General features: G+C 32.4%; 27 protein-coding genes and 2 tRNA genes. 13 read left to right on the plus strand and 16 right to left on the minus strand.

What is annotated here, in order from left to right; all coding sequences use genetic code 11:
- Positions 1-6 precede the first annotated feature (6 nt).
- The 10 genes from FEM21_RS11990 to FEM21_RS12035 all read right to left on the minus strand — a co-directional run bounded on the left by FEM21_RS11990 (position 7) and on the right by FEM21_RS12035 (position 12,887).
- Positions 7-1,263 (minus strand): type IX secretion system plug protein, encoded by a 1,257-nt coding sequence (locus tag FEM21_RS11990; RefSeq protein WP_035660642.1) that lies wholly within the window; start codon positions 1,261-1,263, stop codon positions 7-9.
- 75 nt (positions 1,264-1,338) lie between these two features.
- The gene (locus FEM21_RS11995) at positions 1,339-2,103 is read right to left on the minus strand and encodes a class I SAM-dependent methyltransferase (protein ID WP_035660643.1); all 765 of its coding nucleotides are present in this window, start codon (positions 2,101-2,103) and stop codon (positions 1,339-1,341) included.
- Positions 2,104-2,153: 50 nt separating this feature from the next.
- Positions 2,154-2,570: a GxxExxY protein gene (locus FEM21_RS12000; RefSeq protein ID WP_035660644.1), complete on the minus strand. Its 417-nt coding sequence runs from the start codon at positions 2,568-2,570 to the stop codon at positions 2,154-2,156.
- 93 nt (positions 2,571-2,663) lie between these two features.
- A complete protein-coding gene (map, locus tag FEM21_RS12005; protein WP_035660645.1) occupies positions 2,664-3,482 on the minus strand; it encodes a type I methionyl aminopeptidase in 819 nt (272 codons plus the stop codon).
- Positions 3,483-3,525: 43 nt separating this feature from the next.
- A complete protein-coding gene (locus FEM21_RS12010; protein WP_035660646.1) occupies positions 3,526-4,914 on the minus strand; it encodes a TolC family protein in 1,389 nt (462 codons plus the stop codon).
- Positions 4,914-6,260: an HlyD family secretion protein gene (locus tag FEM21_RS12015; RefSeq protein ID WP_035660647.1), complete on the minus strand. Its 1,347-nt coding sequence runs from the start codon at positions 6,258-6,260 to the stop codon at positions 4,914-4,916. The genes FEM21_RS12010 and FEM21_RS12015 overlap by 1 nt, the downstream gene beginning before the upstream one ends.
- Positions 6,261-6,262: 2 nt before the next feature.
- Positions 6,263-7,924, minus strand: coding sequence for a peptidase domain-containing ABC transporter (locus FEM21_RS12020; protein ID WP_035660648.1), 1,662 nt, complete (start codon positions 7,922-7,924; stop codon positions 6,263-6,265).
- A 30-nt stretch (positions 7,925-7,954) separates the two neighbouring features.
- Positions 7,955-8,626: a TetR/AcrR family transcriptional regulator gene (locus tag FEM21_RS12025; RefSeq protein ID WP_394332871.1), complete on the minus strand. Its 672-nt coding sequence runs from the start codon at positions 8,624-8,626 to the stop codon at positions 7,955-7,957.
- 257 nt (positions 8,627-8,883) lie between these two features.
- Positions 8,884-10,407: a 2,3-bisphosphoglycerate-independent phosphoglycerate mutase gene (gene gpmI / locus FEM21_RS12030; protein WP_035660650.1), complete on the minus strand. Its 1,524-nt coding sequence runs from the start codon at positions 10,405-10,407 to the stop codon at positions 8,884-8,886.
- A 125-nt stretch (positions 10,408-10,532) separates the two neighbouring features.
- A complete protein-coding gene (locus FEM21_RS12035) occupies positions 10,533-12,887 on the minus strand; it encodes a DUF5916 domain-containing protein (protein ID WP_236353629.1) in 2,355 nt (784 codons plus the stop codon).
- Between the two features lie 229 nt (positions 12,888-13,116).
- On the opposite strand from FEM21_RS12035, the gene FEM21_RS12040 reads away from it, so the two are divergent.
- The 3 genes from FEM21_RS12040 to FEM21_RS12050 all read left to right on the plus strand — a co-directional run bounded on the left by FEM21_RS12040 (position 13,117) and on the right by FEM21_RS12050 (position 14,241).
- Complete coding sequence (locus FEM21_RS12040) at positions 13,117-13,839, plus strand: murein L,D-transpeptidase catalytic domain family protein (RefSeq protein WP_035660651.1); 723 nt, start codon at positions 13,117-13,119, stop codon at positions 13,837-13,839.
- Positions 13,840-14,010: 171 nt separating this feature from the next.
- Positions 14,011-14,083, plus strand: a tRNA-Gly gene (locus FEM21_RS12045).
- A gap of 85 nt (positions 14,084-14,168) precedes the next feature.
- A tRNA-Gly gene (locus FEM21_RS12050) sits at positions 14,169-14,241 on the plus strand.
- Positions 14,242-14,276: 35 nt separating this feature from the next.
- Here FEM21_RS12050 and pepE read toward each other — a convergent pair.
- Entirely contained in the window at positions 14,277-14,984 is a 708-nt protein-coding gene (pepE, locus tag FEM21_RS12055) for a dipeptidase PepE (RefSeq protein WP_051627586.1), read from the minus strand.
- Positions 14,985-15,119: 135 nt separating this feature from the next.
- Here pepE and FEM21_RS12060 point away from each other — a divergent pair, with 135 nt between their 5' ends.
- The 5 genes from FEM21_RS12060 (at position 15,120) to FEM21_RS12080 (ending at position 18,295) form a co-directional block, all read left to right on the plus strand.
- Positions 15,120-15,857 carry a hypothetical protein gene (locus FEM21_RS12060; protein WP_035660653.1) on the plus strand — a complete coding sequence of 246 codons (738 nt, stop codon included), beginning with the start codon at positions 15,120-15,122 and terminating at the stop codon, positions 15,855-15,857.
- Positions 15,844-16,569, plus strand: coding sequence for a peptidase associated/transthyretin-like domain-containing protein (locus FEM21_RS12065; protein WP_081824696.1), 726 nt, complete (start codon positions 15,844-15,846; stop codon positions 16,567-16,569). Before FEM21_RS12060 ends, FEM21_RS12065 begins: the two co-directional genes overlap by 14 nt.
- Positions 16,559-17,308, plus strand: a complete 750-nt coding sequence (locus tag FEM21_RS12070) for a hypothetical protein (RefSeq protein WP_035660655.1) — start codon at positions 16,559-16,561, stop codon at positions 17,306-17,308. Before FEM21_RS12065 ends, FEM21_RS12070 begins: the two co-directional genes overlap by 11 nt.
- Positions 17,309-17,405: 97 nt before the next feature.
- The gene (locus tag FEM21_RS12075; RefSeq protein WP_035660656.1) at positions 17,406-17,732 is read left to right on the plus strand and encodes a Sec-independent protein translocase subunit TatA/TatB; all 327 of its coding nucleotides are present in this window, start codon (positions 17,406-17,408) and stop codon (positions 17,730-17,732) included.
- Complete coding sequence (locus tag FEM21_RS12080; protein ID WP_035660657.1) at positions 17,732-18,295, plus strand: phosphatase PAP2 family protein; 564 nt, start codon at positions 17,732-17,734, stop codon at positions 18,293-18,295. Before FEM21_RS12075 ends, FEM21_RS12080 begins: the two co-directional genes overlap by 1 nt.
- Before the next feature lie 68 nt (positions 18,296-18,363).
- Here the strand turns inward: FEM21_RS12080 and FEM21_RS12085 are convergent, their stop codons facing one another.
- Genes FEM21_RS12085 through FEM21_RS12095 form a run of 3 tightly spaced genes read right to left on the minus strand, consistent with a single transcriptional unit; the run spans position 18,364 to position 19,560 of the window.
- Positions 18,364-19,005, minus strand: coding sequence for an O-methyltransferase (locus tag FEM21_RS12085; RefSeq protein ID WP_035660658.1), 642 nt, complete (start codon positions 19,003-19,005; stop codon positions 18,364-18,366).
- Positions 19,005-19,274: a type II toxin-antitoxin system RelE/ParE family toxin gene (locus tag FEM21_RS12090; RefSeq protein ID WP_035660659.1), complete on the minus strand. Its 270-nt coding sequence runs from the start codon at positions 19,272-19,274 to the stop codon at positions 19,005-19,007. The genes FEM21_RS12085 and FEM21_RS12090 overlap by 1 nt, the downstream gene beginning before the upstream one ends.
- Complete coding sequence (locus FEM21_RS12095) at positions 19,267-19,560, minus strand: hypothetical protein (RefSeq protein WP_035660660.1); 294 nt, start codon at positions 19,558-19,560, stop codon at positions 19,267-19,269. The genes FEM21_RS12090 and FEM21_RS12095 overlap by 8 nt, the downstream gene beginning before the upstream one ends.
- 88 nt (positions 19,561-19,648) lie before the next feature.
- On the opposite strand from FEM21_RS12095, the gene rlmN reads away from it, so the two are divergent.
- From rlmN to dnaG, 3 genes are all read left to right on the plus strand, one after another.
- The gene (rlmN, locus tag FEM21_RS12100) at positions 19,649-20,692 is read left to right on the plus strand and encodes a 23S rRNA (adenine(2503)-C(2))-methyltransferase RlmN (RefSeq protein WP_035660661.1); all 1,044 of its coding nucleotides are present in this window, start codon (positions 19,649-19,651) and stop codon (positions 20,690-20,692) included.
- Positions 20,693-20,756: 64 nt separating this feature from the next.
- Entirely contained in the window at positions 20,757-21,734 is a 978-nt protein-coding gene (locus tag FEM21_RS12105; protein ID WP_035660662.1) for a polyprenyl synthetase family protein, read from the plus strand.
- Between the two features lie 125 nt (positions 21,735-21,859).
- On the plus strand, positions 21,860-23,914 hold the full coding sequence (dnaG, locus tag FEM21_RS12110) for a DNA primase (protein WP_035660663.1): 2,055 nt from the start codon (positions 21,860-21,862) through the stop codon (positions 23,912-23,914).
- On the opposite strand, the gene FEM21_RS12115 is transcribed toward dnaG, so the two are convergent.
- Positions 23,915-24,544, minus strand: a complete 630-nt coding sequence (locus FEM21_RS12115) for a response regulator transcription factor (protein ID WP_035660664.1) — start codon at positions 24,542-24,544, stop codon at positions 23,915-23,917.
- A gap of 95 nt (positions 24,545-24,639) precedes the next feature.
- Positions 24,640-25,440 carry an NAD(+) synthase gene (gene nadE / locus FEM21_RS12120; RefSeq protein WP_035660665.1) on the minus strand — a complete coding sequence of 267 codons (801 nt, stop codon included), beginning with the start codon at positions 25,438-25,440 and terminating at the stop codon, positions 24,640-24,642.
- A 101-nt stretch (positions 25,441-25,541) separates the two neighbouring features.
- On the opposite strand from nadE, the gene gldB reads away from it, so the two are divergent.
- Both gldB and gldC read left to right on the plus strand, forming a co-directional pair.
- Positions 25,542-26,501 carry a gliding motility lipoprotein GldB gene (gldB, locus tag FEM21_RS12125; RefSeq protein WP_035660666.1) on the plus strand — a complete coding sequence of 320 codons (960 nt, stop codon included), beginning with the start codon at positions 25,542-25,544 and terminating at the stop codon, positions 26,499-26,501.
- A gap of 4 nt (positions 26,502-26,505) precedes the next feature.
- A complete protein-coding gene (gene gldC, locus FEM21_RS12130) occupies positions 26,506-26,841 on the plus strand; it encodes a gliding motility protein GldC (protein WP_035660698.1) in 336 nt (111 codons plus the stop codon).
- Positions 26,842-26,865 lie beyond the last annotated feature (24 nt).

Here is a 26,865-nt window from a genome sequence, read left to right on the forward strand (position 1 = left end):
CTTTTTTTAATTTATGATATTTAACGAGTTAGCTGTTCCTTTTCCAATTACTCTATCATAACGTCCTGTGTTTTCCCGATAGTAAACTAAAACAGTATATTCGTTTTCAGTTTGATAGAAATTGCCGTCAATCGCATTTTCATTATCAATGTTTCCTTTGCTATCAGCAACAACATATTTGAAATTAGTAAAACCTTGTTTAATCAAAATGGCTTTTTCATAAATTCCTTTTTTCTCGTTGTAATCCATTTTATATTCTGGTGACAGACTGAAATTATTAAACATTCCGTTAATGTAAATGTTATTATTTAATCGATAAGTGGGTGTCGAAAGACTAAAATAAATCCAGGCATAATCAGCTTCAATATCATTGTTAGTGGCATTTGTGTTTTTTACAACAAAATTTCCATTGATATCTTCAAACAAAGTATAAGGCGAATTGGCTCTGGAATTATTAGTATGTAGCAAGCAATTATAAATGTCAGTGCTGGAATCTACACGGGCGATATTATTTGCTGCTATTCGGATGTCTTTGTTTTCGAAATAAAGATATTCGTTACCAGCCCAAAATTGCGTTTCAGTATCGTATTTATAGATTAGGTCGTTGCCAATGGTGTATTGGGGTTTGATGTTTTTTATTTCGGTATTAAAATCACCATTTTGAATCAGGCTCACTTTTACATTTTTCAAAGGATTTTGAAAATTAATACTGGCTGATTTTACCGAAAAGTCTAAGTTTTGTTTGTATTCGATAATACTAACATTTCTAGCTCTTTTTATTTGTAGAGGCACAGTTGCAACACTTTCAAAAAGGATAAATTTTCTTGAAAAAACGATATCTCTGTCTTCATTAAGGATTTTAAGAATGTAGTTTCCGCTTAGTTTTAATTGTTGTGTAAACTGGTTTGGGAAACTTAAATTGTAATGCGAATAAATTTGTAAGGTATTGAATGAATTCAGGTAGTTTTGAATTCTCTGATTGTCAAATCCCTGTAAATATTCGTTTTTTGGAATATTCGACGGAACCCAGTTATAATCACAATGAACAATTTCGTAATAATAATTAGCTTCGTTACCAAAAAGATCATCAAACTGAAATTGAAAATTACTTCCTAATTCGAAAATAGGGACAACATTTTGACTGTTTTGTACAAAAGAAACTGTTTTTATATGGTATGGAGGAATTATTTCGGTTTGTACCTGAGCTGTTAGCTGAGTAAAAACAAATAAAAAGAGAATCTTACAAATGAAAAATTTAGGCATAATAATACGATTGCTATAGTGTAAATATAACAAATTAAGTAAGGAATTAGTATGCCTTTTAAGATGATCTTTAGTTTATTTAAAACAAACTGGGATAATTTCTCCTGGTGCCAGACAATATTTGGTTACCAATTCGGGAGCAATTGTATTCGTGTAATCTTCTTCGATTACTTTAAAACCAATGCTTCTTAATTTGTCAAAATAATCACGGCCATAAATACGTACGTGGTCGTATTGTCCAAAAATTTTTGCACGTTCTTTTTGATCAGTAATAGAATCATCTGCAAATGTAACATCGAGATTCAAATCCTGCGGAATTTGTAAAATAGCCATTCCGCCCGGTTTTAAAACACGATACAATTCCTGCATAGCTTTAGTATCATCTGGAATGTGTTCTAAAACGTGATTGCAAAGTATTACATCGTATTGATTGTCTTCAAACGGAAGGTTACAAATATCTGCTTTTACATCTGCCAAAGGCGAAAATAAATCAGTAGTGGTATAATTAAGATTTTTTTGCTTTCGAAACAATTTATAGAAAGCTTGTTCCGGAGCAAAATGTAAAACTTTCTTTGGAGCTGTAAAAAAATCAGTTTTCTCATTAAGATATAACCAAAGTAAACGGTGTCTTTCTAATGAAAGTGTACTTGGCGAAAGCACATTGTTTCTTTGCTTTTCATATCCGTAAGGCAACATCGATTTGAAGCTTTTTCCATCAATAGGATCAGTGAAATTAGTACCTCTTAATGAAAAAGCAATAACGGGACGCGCCACATAACTCAAACGAATTAATAATGGACGAGGAATAGTATTTAAAACTAATTTGAAGAGTTTTTTCATGGTTATTACACGGAGACTCGCAAAGCTATCACAGAGATTCGCAGAGTTTTTTAAATATTTGTGTTCGAATTAATAAAACGTTTTATACTATTTCTTAAAATTTTTGAATTGTAATTGATTAATAGTCCGTATGGATAATTCCCTAATTTTAGATAGGTAAGTATTTGAGCAAAATGCACAGATGTGTAATTCTCGACTATTTTTAATTCAATTACTAATTTATCTTCAACTAGTAAATCAATTTTGTAACCTTGGTTGAGTTCAATTTCTTTATATGTAATAGGTAATGATAACTCCTTTTCAACTTTTAGTCCTGCTTTTTGCAGTTCATAAAATAAACATGCTTGGTAAGCTGATTCTAAAAGTCCTGGTCCTAATTCTCGATGAACTTCAATTGCTAATCCAATAACTTTATAAGAAAGTGCATTTAATTCTTCGCTTAACTCTAAATTGGTATTTTCTTCCATTTATCCGAATCTTTTATTAAATCTTTGCGAATCTCTGTGCTTCCTCTGATGGTCTCTGCGAAATAGCTTATGTGAAATCTGTATCTGATGTATTTAGATCACTAATGGAATTTTTCTAAACTCATCTTCTTCATTGCTTTCAATTCCTAAAGCTTTATAAATGTAAGCATAAGTAGAAAGTAATTCTGGTTTTCCGTCAACAAGCGCAACATCATGTTCAAAGTGAGCCGATGGTTTTCCATCAGCAGTAAGGATTGTCCAGCCGTCTTTTAATTGTTTGATATTGCGTGTTCCCTGATTAATCATCGGTTCTAAGGCAATTACCATTCCTTCAACAAAAAGTTTTCCGCGACCTTTTTTACCATAATTAGGCATTTCAGGATCTTCGTGCATTTTTTGTCCAAGACCATGACCTACAAGCTCACGAACTACTCCGTAACCATGACCTTCTGTATATTTTTGAATAGCATTACCAACATCTTCTACACGATTTCCAGCTTTGAATTCGCGCATTCCTACGTATAAAGATTCTTTAGTAACCTGTAATAATTTTTTAGTTTCCGGAGCTACTTCGCCTACTTCAAAAGTATAGGCGTGGTCACCGTGAAAACCATTTTTGTAAGCACCACAATCAATAGAGATAATGTCTCCGCTTACAAGAGGAGTATTGTTTGGGATTCCGTGTACTACCTGAGCATTTGGACTCATACAAAGAGAATTTGGAAAACCATATAAGCCAAGAAAACTTGGTTCAGCTCCATGATCTCTGATAAAAGTTTCGGCTAATTTGTCAAGGTGTAAAGTAGTAACTCCTTCTTTAACTTCAGAAGCCAACATTCCTAATGTTTTTGATACGATTAATGCACTTTCGCGCATTAATTCTATTTCTTCACGTGATTTTACTATAATCATATTTTGTATTTTCAGTTGGCAAAAGTACAATTTTATAAATTATTTAATCCGGATTAGCCATTATTTTAAAAAGCTCTGAATTTGAAATGAAAAAACGGTTCTCTAAAGCTATTCTTGAAAGCTGTGCACTGACTAAATTATTCTCGCGGGTATTGATTAAAAACAGTGAACTTTCGCCAAAAGAAAACAACTTTTCTTCTGATTTTAACATTACCGAATTATCTTCTACCAGACTCTTAATTAATTTGCTTTGTTCCAATAAAGACTCAATTTCCATTTTTTGAGCATTGATTTTATTGGTCAATTGCACTTTTTCCAAATCCATTGTGTATTGTGTTTCCTGCACTTTGAATTTGGCTAATTTCAAACTTCCGCGTTCTTTTCTTAAAAATAAAGGGAAATAAAAATTTAAACCAATTTTGTAATCTTCAAACTGATAATTGTCAATATAACTTGGTTCCGATAAATAAGAATAAGCTAAATCTACTTTTGGTAAAAGCATATTGGCTTTTAATTTTTGGTCCACATTAAGCATGTCAATTTTACTTTGCAATGCATTAATTTTAGGATGATCTGTAATCGAAAATTCAGAATTCAGTAAATCATTGGTTTTTAATGTTTCCTGAATTGTAAATTCTAATTGTGCTTCGGGAACTAATCCGTCAGCTAATTCCAGCGGAATATTATTTTCTAACCAAAGGAAATTTGAAAGCTCTAATTTGGCTTTAGCCAATTTAAGCTGAGAATCAATTAGATTCAATGAACGGTTTTTTACAATCATTCCGGCTTCGATACTGTCAATTGCCGGTTTATCACCTTGCTCAATAAGCGATTTAATTCCTTTGAATCTAATTTCGGCATTCTTATTATATTCGCTATATAATGCAACTTCGTTAAAAGTTTTTTTCCAATTAAAATAAGCCACAGAAGCATCATACAGAACAACAATTGCCTGTAATTTTTTTTCAGCCTGACTTAATTCAATCTGAATTTTTGCTTTTCGAAGATCGGCCATTCTTTGATTAATGAACAAACCCTGTCCAAGAGGAACACTAATTCCAAGCGAAGTCAATCCTTGATTAGGAACGGTGTTTTGCGGGTTTAGATAAATACCTTCATTGTTATCAAATCCGGCTTTAATTTCGATTCCGTACCAGGTAGGAATTTTAAAACTACTGTTTAGAATAGAATAATATTCCTTGTCTTTGAATTGCTTTTTGCTGAAATCGACCTCAATTTTTGGATCAAATCCGCCTCTCGCCATCATTAAATTAGCTTGCGATCTACTGATTTCTAAGTTGGCATTTTTAACTAATGGATGATACTTTTTTACAAAGCCCAAAAATTCATTGTAACTAAGTTCTTTAGATACAGTTTGTTGAGCGGTTACAGAAACACCAAAAAATAAAAATGCTAAAAATACATGTTTCATTATTTTTTTTCTTTTGTTGTTTTAGTTGTCGGTTTGTAATAATTAGGAGGGAATCCATTTAAAACTCGCCATAATTCAAACCAAATTGGCACATTTTCTAATAAAGCAATAGTTTGTGCTCCAGCACCTATGCTTAATTGTTCCGGCCATTTGTCTTCTTTTTTGTCCGGTGCAATTAGAACACGGTATTTTCCATTGTCGCTAATAAAATTTTCGATGGCAACAATTTCACCACCAAAAGTTCCATAAGACATATTAGGCCATCCCGAAAATACAATTGTAGGCCATCCGTCAAACCAAACTCTTACTTTTTCTCCTTTGTTAATTAACGGAAGATCAATAGGGTTTACAAAAGTTTCTACAGCAATATCATATTCAGAAGGCATTATCGTAGCAATAGGAGTTCCTTCTTTGATAGTTTCTCCAATACCTGATTGCAAAGCTCTGTTGATATAACCGCTTTGTGATGCTTTGATATAATACATGCCATTACGAATACTGTAATTCGTATATTGATTTTGAAGCTTGTTAACCTGTGCATCTGTATCAAACTGACTGCTTAAAGCGGTAAATTTATCACTATTTGCTTTTGAAACTTTCTCAGCATATTCAGCGCTAATTCGGTTAATTTCAACTTTAGCATTAATTAATTCATTCTGACTGGCTAAATATTTATTTTCCTGCGTAATGATTTTAGCTTCAACTTCCTGTAATTTTAATCTTTTCTCCTCAATATCAGTCAAAGGTTTTAATCCTTCTTTGTTTAATTGAACCGAACGATTGTATTGCGTATTAGCGATGCGCAGCTGTGTTTTTACAGCGGCTAAATCCATACTGTCACTTTCTATTTTTAAAACAGCTTGTCTTATTTTATTTTGAGCTTGTTGCAGTTTTAGCACTTTTTCTCTTTCAATCGCTGCAATTTGATTAGAAAGTACATCAACTTTTGAATCATAAGATTGTAATGATTGTTGTTTAGCAATCATTTGGTTTTTAGTGTTTTGAACTAAATTAGGATCCATGTAGTCTTCTTTTGTTTCAGAGATGAACAATATAGTGTCACCTTTTTTAACAAAATCACCTTCCTGAACGTACCATTTTTCAATTCGGCCGGCAATAACACTCTGAATAGATTGTGGTCGCTGGTTTGGTTTAAGTGTGGTTACACTTCCTGATCCGGAAATAGTTTGTGTCCAAGGCAAAAGCAATGCTAATAAGCCTATTATTGAAACTCCTGCTATAATTCTGTTTAAAATTTTATAGTGAGGTCTTTTAGCTAAGTCTTTTACTGTCTGAAATCTTTCTAATGAAGGCAGTTTTGTTTTGTTGTCAGATATATTTAACATGGCTAATTATTTTTTAAATCAAGTTGAACGGAACCGTTTTGCATAATAATTCTTCTGCTGCATTTGGTTTTCCAATAATGGTTTCTTGAAGAAACAATAATGGTCCATTTATTTTCTTCAGAAGTAATGAAATCAATAACTTCATTTGCTGCTTTCTCATCCATTTTGTCTGTTGGATCTTCGTAAAACAGAATTCTTGGTTTATGAATGATACTTCTTGCTAATAATAATTTTTGGGAATTAGAAGAAGATAATTGTCTTCCTTCAGGGAAAATACGTGTATCTAAACCTTTTGGTAATGATTTTATAAATGCTGAAAGCTGTACGCCATCCAATGCCCATTTTAAATCTTCGGTCGTTATGCTTGGATCATTAAAGGTTATGTTTTCGAATAATGTTCCTTCAAATGGTGTTTCGTTATAAGTAATGCGTCCTATTTGAGAACGATATTGTTTTAAGTCTATTTTTTTAAAGGTATCATCATTTATGTAAAAAGATCCTGAGGTTTTTGGCAATGAACCTGATAAAACCCGAAGAAGTGTTGTTTTTCCAGAGCCATTTTCACCTTCTACTAATATTTTTTCTCCTTGTTCAATTTTTAGAGAAATGCCATTTAATATATTAGTGTCCTGATCAGGAAACTTAAAAGAAAGATTTTCTGTTTCTATCGAAATATTAGAATAGCAAGTGTCGCTTTGAAGTTCGCCTTCTTCTTCTAATTCTAAATCAGTTACCTGTCCTATTTTTTCAATAGAAGTAAGAACATCATAAAAGGTTTCTAATCCAAAAATTATTTTTTCTGACGAATTAATTACTAATAAAATGATGATTTCTGCAGCAACAAATTGTCCGATATTCATTTCCTGAGATAGTACTAAGAAACCTCCAATTAATAAAAGACAAGCCGTAATTACAACTTTGAAAACAATAAGCTGAGAAAACTGATTCTTGATTACATTAAAGTGTTTTTCGCGGTAATTTAGGTAATCAGTAACTAAATTATTGTTTTTTTGTAAACCGTAATTGTAGTTCAAATCATTCTTGAAACTAGAATTGTTACGGGCAATTTCCTGCAACCAGTTAGCTACTTTATATTTGAATTTAGATTCTTTTAAACTCGTTTCCAATCCGTCAGCATAAGAAAATTTGAAAATAAAATACAAAAAGATGAATAACAGAATTCCGAAAATAATAAAATATGGATGGTATAAAGACAATAAAACCAATCCAAAGATAATTTGTAAAATAGCTGCCGAAAAATCAATCAATAATTTTGAAGTTCCTTTTTGGATCGTTAATGTATCAAAAAAACGATTAGCTAATTCTGGCGGATAGCTGTTGTATATTTGATTCATTTTGATTTTTGGTAAACGCGCTCCAAAATCAAACGAAGCTCTAACGAAGATTTTTTGTTGTAAATTCTCTGTAATACGCAATTGCATTAAAGATAAAATACCAACAAGGATTACTCCAAAAACAACAAAGATAATTAATGCTACCCAAGAAGCACTTACTCTTCCTGATTGTATAAGGTTTGTAATGGCTTGGATTCCTAATGGTAACGTCAAACTGATTAATCCTGCAAAAATTGCATAGAAAAATATTTGAGAAACATCTCTTTTGTCTAGTTTAAGTAAGTTGTAAAAACGTTTTAAGGGAGTCATAATGGCTGTTTTGTTTTTTTAATTTTACATTTATCTGAGAACATTCTCAGTAAGGTTCAGGTAAAATTGGGTTGTGCTAATAGGTTCACCACAATCTGTAATTGTTTTTAAATGCTCTTTAAGAAAATGCTGGTGCAAGTTTCCTTCAACAATGGTTGAAACCAGTGATTTGGCATAAGGATATTCGGGATTTACTTCATTTACAATGGTTACAATACGGTTAATTATTCTTTCGTAGATTAAAAAAAAGCCTTCTTTGTTTTCCTGATCTACTTCTTTTGTTTGCAATGTTTTAGTGAATTCGGCAATGATAATTTTGTTTAAAATACTCTCATTGATATATTCAGTATTAGTATCTATGGTAACTTTTTCGGTTACAACTGTTATTACTTTTTTTAATTTTTCTTTGGCGTCTGTAATATTGGTTGTAGCTAAAATGAGTTTGTATTCTATCCAGCTCCAATACCAATAAGAAAGATATAATAATAGTTTGTGTTTGTTTTCAAAATAGCGATAAATCGAACTTTCGTTAGAATTGATTTTTTCGCCTAACTTTTTGAATGTAAAATTTTCGAATCCAATCTCGTCAATTAATAAAATGCTTTCCTGAAGAATCTTTTTTCCTAAAACGGATGTTTCGGGATCTTTCAGGTACAATTTTTCGTTGACTTTTATTTTTAAATTTTCGAACAAATCCATTATTTGCTTTTTTATCCGAACAAATTTAATAGTAATGCTTTTAGGATTGTGATTTTAACATTTAATTATACGAAAAAAAGAGTAATTCTAATGTTATTTTAATGTTGGTTTAATGTTGGCGCTTTTTATCATCTAAATTCGTATTAAATAATGAAAAAGGATTTTCGTTAGGATAAGAAAATCAAACATTTCGTTTGGGTTTAAAGCAAAAAAAAGCGGCTATTCGAAAGAACAGCCGCTTGGGAAATATATCGTAATTATTATTTTACTAATAAAGAATGTCTAGACATTACTATAGGTTGTGCTACTCCCATTAAGTCCAGAATTGTTGGAGCAATATCGCCTAAAACGCCGTCCTGAATGCCTATTTGATCATTGTCAACTAATATAAATGGAACAGGATTAGTCGTGTGTGCCGTATTAGGGCTTCCGTCAGGATTAATCATTGTTTCACAGTTACCGTGGTCAGCAATTACAATAGTAGAATAACCATTTGCTAATGCTGCACTAATAACTCTTTGAACGCAAATATCTACTGCTTCACAGGCTTTTATTGCTGCTTCCATAATTCCTGTGTGTCCTACCATGTCTCCATTGGCAAAATTCAGACAAACAAAATCCACTTCGCCTTTTTCAATTTCCGGTACTAAGGCATCGGTTAATTCATAAGCACTCATTTCTGGTTGTAAGTCGTAAGTAGCTACTTTTGGTGAGTTTCTTAAAATACGTGATTCTCCTTCAAAAGGAACTTCTCTACCACCGGAAAAGAAGAAAGTTACGTGCGGATATTTTTCAGTTTCGGCAATACGAATTTGTGTTTTGCCCGCTTTTTCTAAAACTTCTCCTAATGTTTCAGTGATGTTATCTTTGTTGTAAACTACTTTTACGTTTTGGTAAGTTTCGTCATAATTTGTTAATGTAACATAGTACAAATTCAATTTATGCATATTTTGTTCGTGGAAATCACGTTGCGAAAGCGCTTCTGTTAATTCACGACCTCTGTCAGTTCTGAAATTAAAGAAAATTACAACATCATCATCCTGAATTGTAGCTAATGGTTTTTGACTGCTATCAACAGCAACTAATGGTAAGATGAATTCATCTGTAATATCGTTTCCGTAGCTTGTTGCTATAGAAGTAACAATATCATGTGTTGGTGTTCCTATTCCGTTAACAACTAAATCGTAAGCAAGTTTTACTCTTTCCCAACGTTTGTCACGATCCATTGCGTAATAACGTCCAACTACCGAAGCAATTTTTACCGAAGTAGTTGCGATATAGTTTTCTAAATCCTGAATGTATTTTTTTCCTGATTTTGGATCAACATCTCTACCATCAGTAAAAGCGTGAACAAAAACTTCGTCTAAACCATAAGCCTGGCTAGCATCAATTAATCCACGTAAATGAGAAGTGTGAGAGTGAACTCCACCGTCAGAAACTAATCCTAAGAAATGAACTTTTTTATTGTTGTCTTTTGCATATTGAAAAGCGTCTTTTAAAACTTGCTCTTCGGCTAAAGTATTATTGGCTACAGCCAAATTAATCTTAGCTAAATCCTGGTAAACAATTCTTCCGGCACCAAGGTTCATGTGTCCTACTTCGCTGTTTCCCATCTGACCTTCTGGCAAACCTACATTTAGGCCATCGGTTCTAAGTTGTGCGCTAGGATATGTTTTGTAAAGACTGTTTATAAAAGGAACATTTGCATTATCAATTGCAGATACTTTAGGTTCAGGAGATTTTCCCCAACCATCCAAAATCATTAGGATTACTTTTTTGTTCATTGTTTTTAAATTTTCAGCAAAGATAAATTATTTCTAAAATCTTCGTAAGGAATAAAATGACTATTATGTGTGGAAAAATGAAGGAATAGGAAAAAATAACAATTTTATTATGTAAAGACATTTTTCTAAAATTTGTTTTTTACAGAGTTGTAATCAATAAAATACCGCAAACTAACCGAAAAAATATTGGTCATATTAGCATTAAATATACTGCCAATGTTTCTGTTCAGGCTTTGTTCAACTTTATTTGTTTCTTCCTGAGCATAATTTCTATACAATATTGATAATTGACTTCCGGGGGCAAACCACCAGGAATAGGATAAATCAAGATTCCAGGAATTGAAATTTCGATCTTTATTCATTTTAAAAGTATCATTTGGGTCAACATAACCGATACTATTTAAAGTATAGAATTCTTTATTAGACGAATAAGACCAATAGTAACGTGCGGTCAGGTTAATAGTCATCTTATCTGTTAAAGAGTATTTTCCGGTAAAATTATTTTGAAACGTTTCGGTATTTCGCTTCGCAAAAATTATATCAGCATTATCAAAAGCGACCCATCCTAAATCATTTCTTTTGTAAGTGTAGTCAATGTAATAAGCCAATGAAAGTTTATTGTTAAAACGGTATTTTGGCCCGGTATTTATGTTGAATGTAGTTCGGTTTTTTTCGTTGTATTTAATGCCTGAAAGATAAAGGTCAAAAGTAAGATTGTTGTTTTTATTAGTTTCCAATCCTATGTAACTTTCAAATCGGCTAGGGATATACACATATCTGCCCGAAGTTCGTGCTTCATAAAAATCGAAATTTTCATAAGGACTTGTGATAATTCCAAATTCTAAATAATGATTTTTTAAAGTAGTTGCTTTTAATATAGTTTTGTACCATGATTCCTGAAGTTTTCCAGTATTGTTTTGAATTTCGATATTGATTTCCTGTTCAAAATTAAAAGTATTGAAAACCTTGGTTGGATTCAAAATTCGGTAACTTCCATTGGCGTAAAAATTATGGTAATTAGTATAAAAAATGATACCTAAATCATTTACGTCATAATTTTCTGAAATGTATTTTCCGGAAACGTTATATCTGTATTTTCCGCTTGTTTTGGCAAAATCAAGATAGGTTTTAAATCCATCGTAATTATTAGCTTCGTTGATGCTACTGTATTTAAAATCTCCTTTTAGGCTGTATGTGTTTGCTTTTGTGTTTAAATCGAATACTACTCCGGCAACGTTAGCATCTCTAAAACCGCCATTACGAGTCGTGTTTGTGTTAATAAAAGACACTGACGAATTTTGTCTGAAACGCTGATCAAGAACCAGGATGTTGTAATTTGTTAATGGTTCAATTACTTCTTTTCGATCAATATTAGAATCGTTATTTTTAATTGTTGCAAAAGTTTGTTCAGTTATGGCATTTAGAAAACCTATTCCCAAACCTTTTTTAGTTCTGCCTGAAATTTTAACAGCATTGATTAAATCGACATTGCTTGGAGAATTAGTGATTTCTTCATTTTCGGCAACATTTGGTGTTTGAGTCGGAATTCCGCCAATTCGTCTCGAATAGAAAAGATTTCCAATATTAAAAAGATTTGTTCCTTCGGTAAAGAAAGGTCGGTTCTCATTAAGTTCCTGTTCAAAAGGTTCCAGATTTAATATGGCATTGTCAAATTTAGTCTGACCAAAATCAGGAACTAAGATAGCGTCTAAGGTAAAGGCGTCATTAATTCCGTATTTAATATCTAATCCGGCTTTAAATGTTTTATCAGTATTAAATGAGTCTTTTTGATAATAAGCTGAGGCATAAGGGATAAAGAATAATCTGGTAGGAGGGTTGATGTTTTCTATTCCTTCTAGTTTTCCTGATTGTGTTAATACGGCTCCAATTTTAGCATTGACATAATTCCAGGTGTATTTTTGGTTTTTTCGTTGAATTTCCCGCATGAAATTAATTCCCCATTTTTGATTTTTGTTTTTAGGAAATCGAAGTGCGGCATACGGAATTCTCATTTCGACTGTCCAGCCTGTAGCAGTTATTTTTACACTACTTTGCCAGATGGCATCCCATGAAAAATCTTCGGTTTCTTCGGTAGCTAAACAATCCATTTGTGTGCCGGCAGCACTTACAAAAAAACGATAATCCTGTTGGCCGTCATCAAAACCGTTAATATAAACTGCAAAATGATCAGCAACGCCAAAAATGTCTCGTTGGGTTAATTCTTTTTGTATTTTACTTGGTTCATTGTCATTTAAGATTGCCAAGATGTATATAGCATCATTATCATACAGTATTTTTACATCTGTCTTTTTATCCTCACTGATAACCTTACCATTATCAGGAGAAAACATAATGAAATCAGAAGCGATTTCAGCATTTTTATGCCATTCTTCTTCCTCTGCTTTTCCATCAATCGTGATATTGCCGCCTCTAGGTTTTGCTAAAAGAATTTTCTTTTGAGCAAAAGCACTTAAGTTCAATAGCGCAAATAGCCAGTAAATGGATAGTCGAAACAGCACAACGGGGGGATTAGTTTGTCGAGCAAAAATAGTAAAATAAGTACGATTAACAATTTTTTAACAGCGCATTTTGTAGTTTAAAAACTACTAACGAGTTAAAAACATCTTATAATGGCATTCTGATTTTTTTAAACTGTGCTTTTTGGCTATTTTTGCAGCCAATTATTTTTGTTTAATTAAATAGTAATCAATGATTTATAGAAGGTGTGTGTTCTTTATGGTATTGGCTTTTTTATTAATGTCTTCAAATGTATTTTTGTCTAAAGCCAATTCAGGTGCTGTTACGGTTTTAAAAAGTAATACGTTGAAAATCAATAAAGAGTTAGGTGTTGAGGGAGTTTATAATAATTTGAGTTCAAAAAATTCTAATTTACCAAAATTAGAAAGTTTTAAAGAAGCCTTAGAAGGCTTTAATAAACTAAAAGCAAAAGGTGTTGTTAGTAAAAACATTTTGACGCTAATTGATTTTAGTTTGTCAGCAAATAAAAAGCGACTTTGGGTAATTGATTTGGATTCTGAAACAGTTTTGTTTCATTCTCTTGTAGCTCACGGTCGAAATACGGGACAGGAATTTGCTAATAGTTTTTCAAATGCTGCGGAGTCTTATAAAAGCAGTTTAGGTTTTTATGTTACAGGTGAGCTGTATAATGGAAAACACGGGAGATCATTAAAATTAGATGGTCAAGAACCAGGCATTAATGATAATGCACGTAAAAGAGCAGTTGTTGTTCATGGTGCTGATTATGTTTCAGATTCTTTTATAAGAAATAATAAGCGATTAGGAAGAAGTTTAGGTTGTCCTGCAATTCCTGTTGAAATTACCGATGCTTTAATTAGTGTGATAAAAGATAAGTCATGTTTGTTTATTTACTTTCCTTCGGAATCGTATAAACAATCTTCGAAGTTGATTTAATAGTAAGAAAAGAATAGGTAAAGTAGGCTTTTGTCAATTTTATTTGAAAAAAAATGAAAGTCTAACAATTTAGTTTTAAAAAAGTTAGAATTTAATTCTAATTTTAAATGAAAATTCTACTTAAAAAATTTGTTTTAAACTTAACTTATTCTTTATATTTGCATCCGCAATGCGAAAGTAGCTCAGTTGGTAGAGCTCCAGCCTTCCAAGCTGGTTGTCGCGAGTTCGAGCCTCGTCTTTCGCTCTAAAAAAGAGTCAAAATAGTAATTTTGATTTTTTGAAATAAAACTTGTAGGGAAGCAAATAATTTGTATATTTGCAACCGTAATGCGAAAGTAGCTCAGTTGGTAGAGCTCCAGCCTTCCAAGCTGGTTGTCGCGAGTTCGAGCCTCGTCTTTCGCTCTTAAGAAACCGAAACTTATTAAGTTTCGGTTTTTTTATTGGATAAAACTCAACTCTGAGTTTGCTGTAATTTCAACGGCATCGTAATTTTTTCGAAACAATTTAGCTGTTAAGTTTCCTTTCAGGATTATTTTATTGTTTTTAATTTCGAGCCAGCTGCCTTCTTTTAATCCCAGAACGGGAAAATTATTAAATTGTAAAAATTCATTGATTCTGGTTTCACGGGTTTCTCCCATGTGTGTAGATGATAAATCAGTGTCTATAAAATGAACATTTAAATTAAACGGAATTAGTCCTAAAGTTTGAAAACTTGGAGGATAAACAATAGGCATGTCGTTTGTGGTTTGCATGCTTAATCCTGCAATGTTGCTTCCTGCGCTGGTGCCTAAATAAGGAATGCCTTTTTCGAGCGTTTCTTTTAGAGTAATCATGATTTTGTGATAGTACAATTGGCTTACCAGTAAAAAAGTATTGCCGCCACCTGTGAAAATTCCTTCTGCATTTTGAATTGCCTGTACCGGATTTTCAAATTCGTGAATTCCTTTTATATTGATATTTATTTTGGCGAAAGTCAAAGCTGTTTTTTGAGTGTATTCTTCATGAGAAATTCCGCTGGGTCTTGCGTAGGGAATAAATAATACGGTTTCGCAGTTTTTGAAAAGTGATTGTAATTCGGGTAATAAATAATCTAAATAATCGCTTCCGTGTAGGGTTGAGGTACTTGCCAGGATTAGGTTTTTCATTTTCTCTGTTTTTGTGGACTTAAAGATATAAAATCAGTTGGCGAATTGTTTTGTTTTATTAACAAATTTTTATCAGCTTCTTAGTAGCAAATTGGGATAGACTTAGTTTATTTTTACCCTTTGGAATCATGTAAAATGAGTAAAATTTTAATTTCTTTTTTTATTTTTTTCTCTGTTATTGCTTTTGGCCAGTCAACTAATTCGCTGGAGCTAAAAGGAAAGGTTGCTTCTTATATTTCTAATTTGGAAGGAATATATGTAATCAACTTACAGTCGGAACAATCTGTTTCTACAAATGAAAATGGTGATTTTGTTATAAAAGCAAATGCAGGAGATACATTGTTGTTTTCAGGAGTTCTGTTTAAGCAAAAGAAAATATTATTGTGTGAAGAAGATTTTACAAATGAAAATTTCAAAGTACATTTGGTTGCTACAGTTACTCAGCTGAATGAAGTTGTAGTTCGAAATTACAGTAATATTAATGCGGTTTCGGTAGGAATAATTTCGGCAAACAAAAAAGCATATACACCTGCAGAAAGAAAATATGCTACTGCAAGTTCGGCACGTTTAAATCCAATGGGATTAGATCCTGTTTTGAATCTTATTTCGGGTCGCAGTGCTGTGTTAAAGAAAGAAATCGCTATTGAGAAAAAAGAAGGTTATATGATTCTGCTGGAAAAAATGTTCGGTAAAGAGCATTTTATTACTAAATTGCAACTGCCTTTGGACTATATAAAAGGTTTTGAATATTATGTGGTGGATAATCAAAAATTCACAAAAATATTAGAAATGAAAAATAAGACAACCATTGAGTTTTTATTGGCAGAATTAGCTCAAAAATACAAAGCGATAATTGCCCGTGAAAATCAATAATACTTATTTATTCTTACTGCTCTTACTGTGTCAGTTTGTTTTTTGTCAAAATAATGACAGAAAAGAATTTTGCGGTTTTGTTCGTGCCGATTCCTTATCGGTAGAAGGGGTTAATATTGTTAATGAAACTTCCCAAAAGTATGCTGTAACCGATAAAAACGGCTTTTTTTTACTTTTTCTAAAAGAAGGCGATGTTCTGGTGTTTTCGGCAGTGAATCTTGTAACTTTACGTAAAAAGCTGCAAAAATCGGATTTAGATAATCCGATTTTACAAATTCAAATGCAAATAGAAAGTATTCCTCTTAAGGAAGTAATCATCAAGGAAGATTCTAAAATTTCAGCCGAAAATTTGGGAATTCTTTCGAAACCGGCAAAAAAATATACCGTTGCCGAAAGAAGGTTGTATACCGCCAGATCAGGATTGTTAGACCGTCCGCTGAACTGGATGTCAGGAAGAACTAAACAATTAAGAAAAGAATTGGCAGTTTCGGAAAAAGAGCAATTAATGGCAAAAATGGAATATCTTTTCGAAGAAAATTTCTATATTGAAACTTTAAAAATTAATAAAGATTATATCAGGGATTTTCAATTGTATTGTATTGATAATGCCGATTTTGCAAATTCATTAAAAACCAAAAACAAAACGTTGTCAAAGTTTTATATTATAACTTTGGCTAAAAATTATAATAAAATTACAGTGTATGAAAACTAAAGTAGGTGTTTTATTTTTTCTCTTTTTAGCTCAAATTTCCTTTGGTCAAATTGAAACACGAAAAAAATTGCAAGGACAGGTTCGAAATGATTTGGTTCCTGTTGAAAATGTTATTGTGTTTAATGTGAATGATAATGATGGGGTTGTAGTAAATCAATTTGGTTCGTTTGAGATATTAGCAAAAGTAAATGATACTTTGGTTTTTTCTAGTTTGTCCTTTAAGTCCAAAAAAATAGTGTTAAGTGAAGCTGATTTTATTGCTCCCAGATTGATTGTTCCTTTAGAAGTGTTTACTAATGAACTGGCAGAAGTTTTGGTTAGAGCCAAAAAAGAATTGAATCCTATTGAAGGAAATTCGCAAAGATATGTTGATTTGAAATTCTTTGATGATGCCAAATCGTCTCCTAAAAATAGAACAATGCCACCTATAGGCGGAGTAGAAAATGGAACTGATTTTGTAAGGCTTTATAAGGATGTAGTAGGCGTTTTGAGAAAAAAGAATCCTAAAAAAACCGATTTTTATAAAGAAACAACTTTTTCTGAATTTGCATTGCATAAGATTAATTATGCTTTCTTTTCAAATACGCTGCATTTAAAAGATGACGAGATTAAATTATTTTTGATTTATTGCGAAAATGACTCTAAATCCAGAGAGCTAATGCAGCCTAATGAAGAATTTAGATTGATTGATTTTTTGATTAATAAAAACAAGGAGTATCAAAAAATTACAAAGCACTAATTTGTTTTTTTTGAGAGGTAGACTGTTTTTTATTTATGAAAAAATTAAAAGTACACTTTTTTAATTTTGGTATATTTGCATTTAAAAAATATAGAATATGTTTGGTATTGGAGGAGGAGAATTAATCTTTATAATGTTTGTGGTATTGTTGCTGTTTGGTTCGGATAAAATACCAGAAATAGCAAGAACAATGGGGAAAGCTATGGCGCAATTAAAAAATGCGACAAATGACATTAAGCATGAAATTCAAAAAGGAGCTGAGGATAATGGTCTTGATGTAAAATCATTATCAGAAATGACAGGCGGTGTTAATTCTCAAATTAATAAGGTTAAAGAAGATCTTTTAGGAGATAGTCTTACGCAGGCTACTAAAATAAAAGAAGATATTGAAGATATTGCAGGTCCAGTAAAACGTAGCCGATAATGTTAGAAAAACTGGTTTCATTAGACGTACAGCTTTTTGTTTTTTTAAACGGACTAGGTTCTGAGTCATTTGACAGCTTGTGGCTTTTTATAACTAAACAAACTCATTGGACTCCACTGTTTCTATTGTTGCTTTATGTTATTTATAGCAAAATTGGTATAAAACAAACTTTGTATGTCATTTTAGCAATAGCAGTTCTTATACTTATTACTGATCAAAGTACTAATTTGGTCAAATACACGGTTCAAAGATTACGTCCTTGTAATAATCCAGATATTCAATCGGTAATGAGGATTGTGAAAAGTTCAAAATCGTTTAGCTTTTTCTCCGGGCATGCTGCTAATAGTATGGCAGCAGCAATGTTTATCTATCATTTGCTAAAACCATATTTTAAATATACTTTTCTATTGTTTTTATGGCCGTTAATTTTTGCATACAGCCGTATTTATCTAGGTTTGCATTATCCATTGGATATTCTTTGTGGTTATCTTTTTGGGATGCTAACAGGATTGTTTGTCTTTAGAGTATATCAGTTTACACAAATAAAATACTTTCCGCTTTAAGGATTTATAAAACAGAAAAACGCCTATTATAAAATTTTATAATAGGCGTTTTTCTTTAGAATACTAAATTAAAGAACTCGGCTTACTGTTAACCCATCGCGAATAGGTAGTAAAACCGTTTCTACTCTAGGATCGTCTTTTAATAGTTGATTGTATTCGAGTAATATTTTAGTGCTTGCGTCTTTTGGATTTAAAGGCTCTAAAACTTTACCGCTCCATAATACATTGTCTGAAAGAATAATTCCGCCTTTATTCATTTTTGGGACAATTAATTCAAAATAGTTGATGTAGTTTTCTTTATCAGCGTCGATAAAAACCAAATCAAATTTGATATCGAGTGTTGGGATAATATCGATTGCTTCTCCTAAATGCTGAACAATTTGGTTTCCCCAAGGTGATTTGTCAAAATGTTTTCTTTGAAAATCAACTAACTCTTCTTTGATGTCTATGGTGTGCAATTGTCCATTTTCCTGCATTCCTTCGCATAAACATAAAGCAGAATATCCTGTGTAAGTACCTATTTCGAGAATGTTTACAGGACGAATTAGTTTAGCTAGCATGCTTAAAACGCGTCCTTGAAAATGTCCGCTCAACATTCGGGGTAAAAGAATTTTTTGATAGGTTTCTTTGTTTAATGCAGCTAATAATTGAGGTTCTTTTTCAGAATGCTGTTCGATGTAATCTTCTAATTCTTGGGAAATGAAATGCATTATTCTAAACTTTTTATGGGATTGTGCAGTGAATTGAAAATTTTAATTATTCTAATTTCGTTGTTTTCGAATTGATATAAAATTTTATAATTACCTTCAATAATTCTTCTGCAATCTTTTCGGTATTCATCAATTTGAAATTGTTCAGGGTAAACAATTTGTTTTGGAGCTGCAACAATGTTTTTTAACTTAGCTTTTGAAACATTATTTTTAATTTTATTTAAATCTGATTTTGATTCTAATGACCAAATTATTTTGAGTTTATTCATTATACCAGCTATCTATTTCGTTTTCTAAATCTTCTTGCGAAATAAATCTTCCATTTTTAAAATCTTCAATTCCTTTGTCAATTTCTTGGTTGTATTGATTCAAAGTTAAAGGTTTTCCAGTTGAATCGTAAGCTACAATAGGTTCAGATACAATGTTATTTTGATTGTCTGTAAAGGCTGTATCTTCTAAATAATTATCAAAAACAGATGAAACGATACGTAATAAACGTTCGTCAGCATTTTCAATTTGCATTTGAATTTTATGTTTTAATTCCGCAACTCCCATAACTGATTGTTTTACAAAACAAAGTTACAAAATATAAGTTTGTTGCTTAGAAAAATTAAGTATAATTCAAAATTGTAATTAACTTTGCATCATGATTGAGAAAAAAGACATACGAGCCTTATCTAAAGAAGAGTTACGCGATTTTTTTGTGACTAACAGGGATAAAGCATTTCGTGGAAATCAGGTTTATGAATGGTTGTGGAGCAAAGGTGCGCACAGTTTTGAGGATATGACTAATATTTCTAAAGGAACTCGTGGTATGCTGGAAGCTAACTTTGTAATCAATCATATCAAGGTAGATACCATGCAGCGTTCAGAAGATGGAACGGTGAAAAATGCCGTGCGTTTACATGATGGTTTGGTGGTCGAATCAGTATTAATTCCTACTGAAACACGTACTACTGCCTGTGTTTCCAGTCAGGTAGGTTGTAGTTTAGATTGTAATTTTTGTGCTACAGCAAGATTGAAAAGAATGCGAAATCTGGAGCCTGGAGAAATTTATGATCAGGTTTTGGCAATCGATCGCGAAAGCCGTTTGTATTACAACCATCCGTTGTCAAATATCGTTTTTATGGGAATGGGAGAGCCATTGATGAATTATAATAATGTTATTAAGGCAATCTCTATGATTACTTCGGAAGAAGGTTTAGGGATGTCTCCAAAGCGAATTATGGTTTCTACTTCGGGAATTCCAAAAATGATTAAGAAAATGGCCGATGATGAGGTGAAATTCAAATTGGCAGTTTCGTTGCATTCGGCAATTGATGAAATCAGAGCCAGAATCATGCCTTTTAGTAAAAACTTTCCATTAGCTGATTTGCGTGAAGCTTTAGAATATTGGTATCGAAAAACTAAAAGCAAAATTTCCTATGAATATGTGGTTTGGAAAGGAATTAATGATAATAAAGCTTCGGTAGATGCTTTGGTTAAATTCTGTAAATATGTTCCTTGCAAAGTAAATTTGATTGAGTACAATCCTATTGATGATGGTGAATTCCAGCAGGCTTCGGAAGAGTCAATCAATGCTTATATCAAAGCACTTGAAGCAATTGGAGTTGTAGTGAAAGTGAGAAGAAGCCGAGGAAAAGATATTGATGCCGCTTGTGGACAATTAGCCAATAAAGAAGCATAAAAAGAGGTTTAGTTTATGAAAAAAGTTGCTGTTTTTGTTTTGAAAGCAGTATATTTGGTCTCGAATGAATATTACTTCACAAATAAAACAGCCCATTTTTAATGAAATGGAACTTTTCGAAAAAAAGTTCTACGAATCGATGACTTCAAAAGTGGCTTTGTTGAACAGAATCACTTATTACATTGTAAACCGAAAAGGAAAACAGATGCGGCCGATGTTTGTTTTTCTAACTGCAAAAATGATTTCTGGCGGAGTTGTAAACGAAAGAACCTACCGTGGAGCTTCGGTTATTGAGTTGATTCATACGGCGACTTTGGTTCATGATGACGTGGTGGATGATAGTAATCGTCGCCGTGGATTTTTTTCGATAAATGCACTTTGGAAGAATAAAATTGCTGTTCTTGTAGGCGATTATTTATTGTCAAAAGGATTACTGCTTTCTATAGATAATGGCGATTTTGATTTACTTCAAATTATTTCTGTTGCTGTTCGCGAAATGAGCGAAGGCGAATTACTCCAAATCGAAAAAGCCCGAAGATTAGATATTACCGAAAGCGTTTATTACGAAATTATCCGAAAAAAGACCGCTACACTTATTGCTGCTTGTTGTGCTCTTGGTGCCAAATCAGTTTCTGAAGATTTAGTTCAGGTGGAAAATATGCGAAAGTTTGGGGAGTTGATTGGAATGGCATTTCAAATAAAAGATGATTTGTTTGATTATACTGATGATGCCATTGGTAAACCAACCGGAATTGATATTAAAGAACAAAAAATGACTTTGCCTTTAATTCATGTTTTGAATACTTGCACTTCTAAAGAAAAATCATGGTTGATTAATTCGATTAAAAACCACAACAAAGACAAAAAAAGAGTAAAAGAAGTTATTGCTTTTGTCAAAAATAATAACGGCTTGACCTATGCCGAAAATAAAATGGTCGAATTCCAGCAGGAAGCACTTCAGTTACTAGAGAATTACCCTAATTCTGACTTTAAAGATGCTTTAATTTTGATGGTAAATTACGTGATTGAAAGAAAAAAATAAAATCATTTCAATGTCAATTTCAAAAATCAATGACAATATCAAATTTTAAATTGATGTTGAAAATTGCTATTGCCATTGCCTTTGATATTGTATCTTTGAATTTCCAAAATTATAGTCTTTAAAAAATGATTTCAAAAGCGACCATAGATACTGTTTTCGAAACTGCCCGTGTTGAGGAGGTAATTGGTGATTTTGTGCAATTGAAACGTGCAGGAAGTAATTTTAAAGGATTAAGTCCGTTTTCTGATGAGCGTTCGCCATCGTTTATGGTTTCGCCGGCTAAAGGAATTTGGAAAGATTTTAGTACAGGAAAGGGGGGGAATTCAGTTAAATTTCTGATGGAACACTCTCAGTTTACCTATCCGGAAGCCATTCGCTACTTGGCTAATAAATATAATATCGAGATTGAAGAAACCGAACAAACTGATGCTGAAAAAGCTATAACAGATGTTCGTGAAAGTATGTATTTGGTTTCGGAATTTGCCAAAGATTATTTCCATAAAACACTTTTAAATACTGAAGAAGGACAAGCCATCGGACTTTCGTACTTTAAAGAAAGAGGATTTACTTCTGAAACAATAAAGAAATTTTCGTTAGGTTACTCGCCTGAATCTTGGGATGCTTTAACTAAAGAAGCTTTGGGTAAAGGATATAAACTGGAATTTTTAGAAGGAACCGGTTTGACCATTCCTAGAGAAGACCGACCGTTTGACCGATTCAAAGGTCGTGTTATGTTTCCTATTCAGAGTATGTCAGGGAGGGTTTTGGGCTTTGGAGGTAGGATTTTAACCAATGATAAAAAAGCGGCAAAATACCTGAATTCTCCGGAAAGTGAAATTTATCATAAGAGTAAGGTTTTGTATGGTATTTTTCAGGCCAAACAATCTATTGCTAAACTTAATAATTGTTTTTTGGTCGAAGGTTATACTGATGTGATTCAGTTTAACCAATCGGGGATTGAGAATGTAGTGGCTTCTTCCGGAACTGCTTTAACGCCCGATCAAATTCGATTAATCAACCGATTGACCCGAAATATTACTGTTCTTTTTGATGGTGATGCCGCTGGACTTCGTGCTTCTGTTCGAGGGATTGATTTGATTCTGGAAGAAGGCATGAACGTAAAAGTGTGTACTTTTCCTGATGGTGATGATCCTGATAGTTTTGCTAAAAAAACTTCCTATGATGATTTAGTTGCTTATTTAGAAAACAATGCGAAAGATTTTATCCAGTTTAAAGCTTCGTTATTGATGGATGAAGCTAAGAATGATCCTATCAAGAAAGCCGATTTAATTAGAGATATGGTACAAAGTATTTCTAAAATTCCAGATCGTATTCAGCGTGAGGTTTATATTCAGGAATGTTCGCGTATTATGGATATTTCTGAGCAGGTGCTTGTTAGTACTTTGGCGCAGTTAATTCAAAAAGATGTTGCTGAGGTTGCCAAAAAACAAAAACAGGAACAAAAACCTTTTGAAGTTCATAGAAATCAGGCTCCTAAAAATGCGGGATATTCAGGTGGTGATCCGGAAGATCCTAGATTTGGACCACCAGAAGATTATCCGGGAGAACCGGGATATGCAAATGAGGCTACAGAAAAAGTAGATGTTTTGTATCGTTTAGAGCGAAAAATAATCGAAATTTTGCTTTTATATGGTAATAAAACTGAAGAGTTCGAAGATGTTTTAATGAAGACTAATGATGATGGAGAAATCGTGAATGTAACTGAAATGAAAACGTATAAAGTTTTTCAGCGCATTTATTTAAGTCTGCAGGAAGATGAGGTTGAATTAGCAAATCCTTTGTTTCGTGGAATTTTTAATGACTTGATTAATTATTATTTGCAAAACGAAAAATTCAGTTTAGAGCAGTATTTGATGCATTTATCACCAGATTACGCTCAGGAAGTAACCGATATTTTGATGGAAGATGAACGACTGGTAATGCACAATTGGGAAGGTCAAAATATTTTTCCAAAAACAAAACAGGATACGATCAGTCAAAATGTTTCAGAAACGATACTAACTATGCGTTGGTATTTAGTAGGGCGAATTATAGAAGAATTAAAAAACTCCATATCACCTGAAGCAGATAATATGGAGTCTTTAATGATGATTAGAGATTATAACGAACTTACCCGTGCTTTTTCAAAAAAACTAGGTAGAGTTATGTCTCGTTTTTAATTAAACGATCTCTAAACTTTTAGCTTTGTTTACTAAGTCAACTAAGTTAGTAACATTTAGTTTAGTTAATAAACGTAATTTGTACGTACTAATGGTTTTTTCGTTCAAACCTAAGATTTCTGCAATCTCGTGGTTTTTCTTTCCACCGCTTAAATAACGTAAAACTTCTACTTCACGGTTAGAAAGTTTACGGTATAAACGTTCGCTTTTACTTTGTTTAGCAATTAGAGCCAGGTTTTTCTTAACTGTTTCATTCATGATAATTTTACCTTGATGAACTTTAACAATAGATTGTCCTAATGTCTCTAACTTTTCTTTTTTGTGAACATATCCAGAAACTCCGGCTTTAATAGCATTTGGAGCATAAATTTGTTCAGAAAGTCCACTAAAAATGATAATTTTAGTTTTAGGGAAATTCTTTAAAAGCGATTTTACTTCAAAAATACTCGAAAGTCCTTCTAATTCTAAGTCTAAGACTAAAACGTCTATTTCCTTAGTTAAAAGTATATCTCGAATCATCAAAAAGCTACCTACATTAGCAGCGATTGATATGTCTGAATGGTCTTTGAAGTACGATTTTACTCCAAAATGCACTACCGGAAAATTATCGGCAAGACAAACTTTAATCATAATTTTTCTTTTTTTAGGGTTGTATTTGTGTGAATTATATATATAAAATTAGGTAAAAAAAAGGAACTGTACTATTTATTATGGATAAAATCGTATTAAATCCGATTAATTACACAAACTGGTATAGGATTCATCTTGTGCTGGTTAATTGTATTGAGTCTTTTGTAGATTTTAAAGACTTCTTTTTCTCTTTTAGTGTAATTGTCTGATGGGGCGTTATTTGCATCTTCCAGCATTGCCCATTCCAATTCATCATAACTTGCGCCTAATTGTTGTTCGTCTGTTTTTTCGTCTCCAAACAAACCATCAGAAGGCTGTGCAGTCAAAATAGAATCAGGAACTTTTAAATATTTAGCCAAAGCAAAAACATCTGATTTCATCAAATCGGCAATCGGACTTAAATCAACACCGCCATCGCCGTATTTTGTGTAGAATCCTACGCCAAAATCTTCTACTTTATTACCTGTTCCTGCAACTAAAAGTCCGTGAACTCCAGCGTAATAATATAAAGTAGTCATTCTTAATCGGGCGCGGGTATTAGCTAATGTTAGATTTAATTTGCTATCTTCAAAATCAGTAGGAACTTCGCTTTTAAAAGTTTCGAAAACCGATGTTAAGTCAGTATGAACACTGTTTACGTTTGGAAAACGTTTTTTTAGTTGTTCGATATGCTCTTTGGCACGACTAACATGACTTGCATGCTGATGTATTGGCATTTCTACACATAAAACCTTAAATCCGGTTTGAGCACATAAAGAGGAAGTTACAGCCGAATCAACTCCTCCGGAAATTCCTACTACAAAACCATTAACTTTTGTATTTTCGGCATAGGTTTTTAACCAATTGACAATTTGAGTGTTTACTTGATCAACGTTGATCGTGCTTATTTTAGTCATAAATAGTTCAAATTTTAGCTGTCAGGAATGTATCTTTGCACGAAATCTGAAGTAACATACTGATTATCCTAATTTAATGTTGCAAATTTAATTAAAATAAAATGAAAAGCGGTGTAATTTTCTTAGTTCTATTTTCCTTTTTTTTGTCTTGTAATACTAAAAATAATACAGAAAAAGAGATTGAAGCTATTCCGGTGGAACTTAAAGTGGTTCGATTTGATAAAATATTTTTCGAAACACCGCCTCAGGATTTACCTAAGATTCAAAAAGAGTTTCCGTTTTTCTTTCCTGCGGGAAATGATAATGCAGTTTGGTTAGAAAAAATGCAAAATCCGCTTTGGCGTGAATTGTATGCTGAAGTTCAAAAGAAATTCTCTGATTTTGATCCTTATAAAAAAGAATTGGAAACTACTTTTCAGCGAATTAAATACTATTTTCCAAGAACTAAAATGCCTAAAGTATATACGGTTATTTCCGAAATGGATTATAATAATAAAGTAATTTATGCTGATAGTTTATTGATTGTTTCTCTTGAAATGTATTTAGGTAAAGAACATAAATTTTATCAGTTTCCGGAATATTTAAAGCAAAATTTCGAACCAAAGCAATTGTTGCCTGATGCGGTTGAGAGTTTTTCTAAAAGACAAATGGCACCAGATACAGAAAAAAACTTCTTGGCAGCAATGATTTATTCAGGAAAGCAATTGTATTTAAAAGATATGCTTTTGTCAGATGATTATACTGATGAAGATAAAATAGGATATACGCCGGCACAGCTGCTTTGGTGTCAGGAAAATGAAAGTTATATGTGGCGTTATTTTATTGAAGATCAATTGTTGTATAATGATGATCCTAAATTGATTCCAAGATTTATAAGTCCTGCGCCTTTTTCTAAATTTTATTTAGAGATCGATAATGAATCACCGGGAAAGGTAGGAGCGTGGATAGGTTGGCAAATTGTTCGTTCGTATATGAAAAATAATGAAGTATCTTTGCAGCAGTTAATGCACACAAGTGCAAAAGAAATTTTTGAAAAATCGAAATATAAACCCAAGAAATAAAGTAATGTCAGATAAAAATAAATCAGAAATAAACTTTCTAGTAGAGTTAGACGAAAACCGTATTCCGGAAAAATTGTTTTGGACTGCAAAAGACGGCGGAATAGAATTAGAAGAATCAAAAGCAATTATGTTGTCTATTTGGGACAGCAAAGCAAAAGAAAGTATGCGTATTGATTTGTGGACGAAAGATATGCCTGTTGATGAAATGAAAATTTTCTTTCACCAAACTTTAGTGGCTATGTCGGATACTTTTCAGCGTGCTACAAGTGACGAAAAGATGACGGCAACAATGAGAGATTTTTGTGAATATTTTGCAGAAAAATTAGAGTTGACAAAATAGTTAAACTCCAATAAAGAAAATCCC

This window comes from Flavobacterium seoulense (assembly GCF_000695795.1).
Taxonomy (GTDB): Bacteria; Bacteroidota; Bacteroidia; order Flavobacteriales; family Flavobacteriaceae; genus Flavobacterium; species Flavobacterium seoulense.